3 protein-coding genes are annotated in these 2,110 nt (G+C 68.0%); all 3 read right to left on the reverse strand.

Annotation, left to right across the window (positions count from 1 at the left end; genetic code table 11):
• Nucleotides 1-605: 605 nt before the first annotated feature.
• The gene (locus PKE99_RS37315) at nucleotides 606-1,193 is read right to left on the reverse strand and encodes a TetR/AcrR family transcriptional regulator (protein WP_051738396.1); all 588 of its coding nucleotides are present in this window, start codon (nucleotides 1,191-1,193) and stop codon (nucleotides 606-608) included.
• A gap of 136 nt (nucleotides 1,194-1,329) precedes the next feature.
• The gene (locus PKE99_RS37320; RefSeq protein WP_037054624.1) at nucleotides 1,330-1,842 is read right to left on the reverse strand and encodes a flavin reductase family protein; all 513 of its coding nucleotides are present in this window, start codon (nucleotides 1,840-1,842) and stop codon (nucleotides 1,330-1,332) included.
• Between the two features lie 87 nt (nucleotides 1,843-1,929).
• The coding region (locus tag PKE99_RS37325) for a hypothetical protein (RefSeq protein ID WP_271215001.1) at nucleotides 1,930-2,110 on the reverse strand (181 nt) is incomplete at its 5' end.

A 2,110-nucleotide genomic window follows, 5' to 3' on the forward strand; every position in this document is an offset into this window, starting at 1 on the left:
CGTCGCCGACCTCGGCCGCGTCGTCGTCCTACGCCACCATGTTGTTCGGCGACCTCGGTGCGGACGTCGAGGTGGAGCGGCCCGGGCCGCTGAGGACTGGCCGCTGCGGACGCGGCGCTGCCTGACCCGCGGCTCATGTACTCGCCATTCCGCTCACCGCCTCGGCCGCCATGGCCGCGGTCGGCCCGGTCGCCGACGTCGCGGTGGTCGGCACCGGGGTGGCCGCCCCGATCGCCGCTGTTCTAGGACTGCCGGCGCCACTGGCTCAGGCGGTGGTCATCGGATCCCTCCGGGCGCCCGCCGAGCTGAGGAGTGGCGCTGGATGGCACGCAGGACCGTCAGGTCGGCCCCGCGAGCTGCCGGCCGGCCGCGGCCAGGAGCGCTTCATCGTGCCGATCACGGTGCTGATGGTCCTGGTGCTGGTGGTGCTGCGGGCGCGAACACCGTCCTGCTCTGGACCTACCTCACCACCCCGCGGCGGTTCGTCTTCGCCGACGGCGGCTTCACCGGCGCCTACTCGCGTGGGCTCGGACCTTCCTGAGCACCACGATCGAGGTCGTGCGTCACACCTTCACAGCCGCCAGTTGATCTTCTCAAACACGCTCTCAGCCGCGAGGGGTGGCTGCGGTCGTGCCACCTGTGAGCTCGTTCGAGTCCTGAAGCAGGATCAGGCGGAACAGGTCGCGTAGTTCATTGTCGGACTGATCGTCGCGACCTTGGATCAGTTGCGCGCTGGCGCCTTCCCAGGCGGCCTCGAGGAACCGGGCGGTGCGTGCGCTGTAGAGACGTTCCACGCCCGCGCGTGCTGATGCTGCCCAGGAAGTGACGAGCTCTCTGTAGGCCGGGTCGCGGACGCTCTGGGCGTAGAGCTCGTAGAGCAGCGTGCGTTCTCGGGCGCTGTCCTTGAGCGCGTTCACGACCGCGAGGGCCGCGTCGATCATGGACTCGAGGTCGGTGGCTTCGTGGAACTGACGCTCGTACAGGGCCGAGGTGTGCGAGACGAAGAGCCGGAAGGCCTCGAGTAGTAGATCGTCGAGGTTGGCGAAGTGGTAGCTGGTCAGCCCGAGGGACAGCCCGGCGGCGCTCGCGACCCGTCGGTGGGTGACGCCCTTGACCCCGTACTCGGCAGCAACATCGAGGGCTGCGTTGAGGAGGGCGAGGCGGGTGGCATCGGAACGAGGTCTCGCTCGCACTCCACAACTCCCTTCCACCTGCCCGCTCCTCGTTGATGCTTGGACAACCATACTGTCTCGTCACGTCCGCGGTAGGACGCTCGGCCGGACTTCGGGAGTCGAAGCGGGTCTCGCCTGCGGAACCGCGGCTGCCGGGTCAGGATTCGAGTGCGATGAGGCGACGGAACCGGCTGCTGTGGAAGACCAGTGGCTCGTTGCGGGGATCTGCGGTCAGACGGTGGATCTGCAACAGCACGATGTCGTGGTCGCCCGCGGGCAGCTCGGAGTGCACCGAGCAGTCGAGCCATGCTGCAGCGCCCCTGACGAAGATGGCGCCGTCTTCGCTGGGCTCCCACGGCACGTCGGCGAACCGGTCGCGGTCCTTCGCCGCGAGTGAGCGGCACAGCGCCTCCTGTCCATCGGCGAGCACGCTCACCCCCAGCCGGGGCAGCTGCCGCAACCGCGGCCAGGTCGTCGAGCTGTGTGCCACACAGACCGACACCAGCGGTGGTGTGATCGAGACAGAGGTGAACGAGCTCGCCGCGATCCCGACGGGCTCCTCGTCGTCCAGCGCACAGACAGCTGTCACGCCGCTGGGGAAACAGCTGTAGGCCCGCCGCAACTCCGCCTGGTCAACGGGCAGCGGACCGATACTCAGTTGTGAGGCCATTGATCTACTTTCGGCTCGGGTTGTCGAAGTCACGCGAGTGAGATTCGGGCGGCGCGAATCAGGGAGCAGTGCGTGCCGCCTGTGGGGTCAGCCCATCAGCTTGTCGCCGTGGCCCCAGCGGTTGTGGGAGGCCTTCGACGACGACGGTCGGCTCCGCACCGACCCTCCTCGCCAAGCACGGAGGTCATGGCCCTGCGCGACTGCCTCGACCATCTCCTGCGAGAATGACGGATCCTCGAAAACCTTCACCTGAATGAAGGGCATTCTG

The sequence above is a fragment of the Pseudonocardia halophobica genome, assembly GCF_027922425.1.
Lineage (GTDB): Bacteria > Actinomycetota > Actinomycetes > Mycobacteriales > Pseudonocardiaceae > Pseudonocardia > Pseudonocardia halophobica.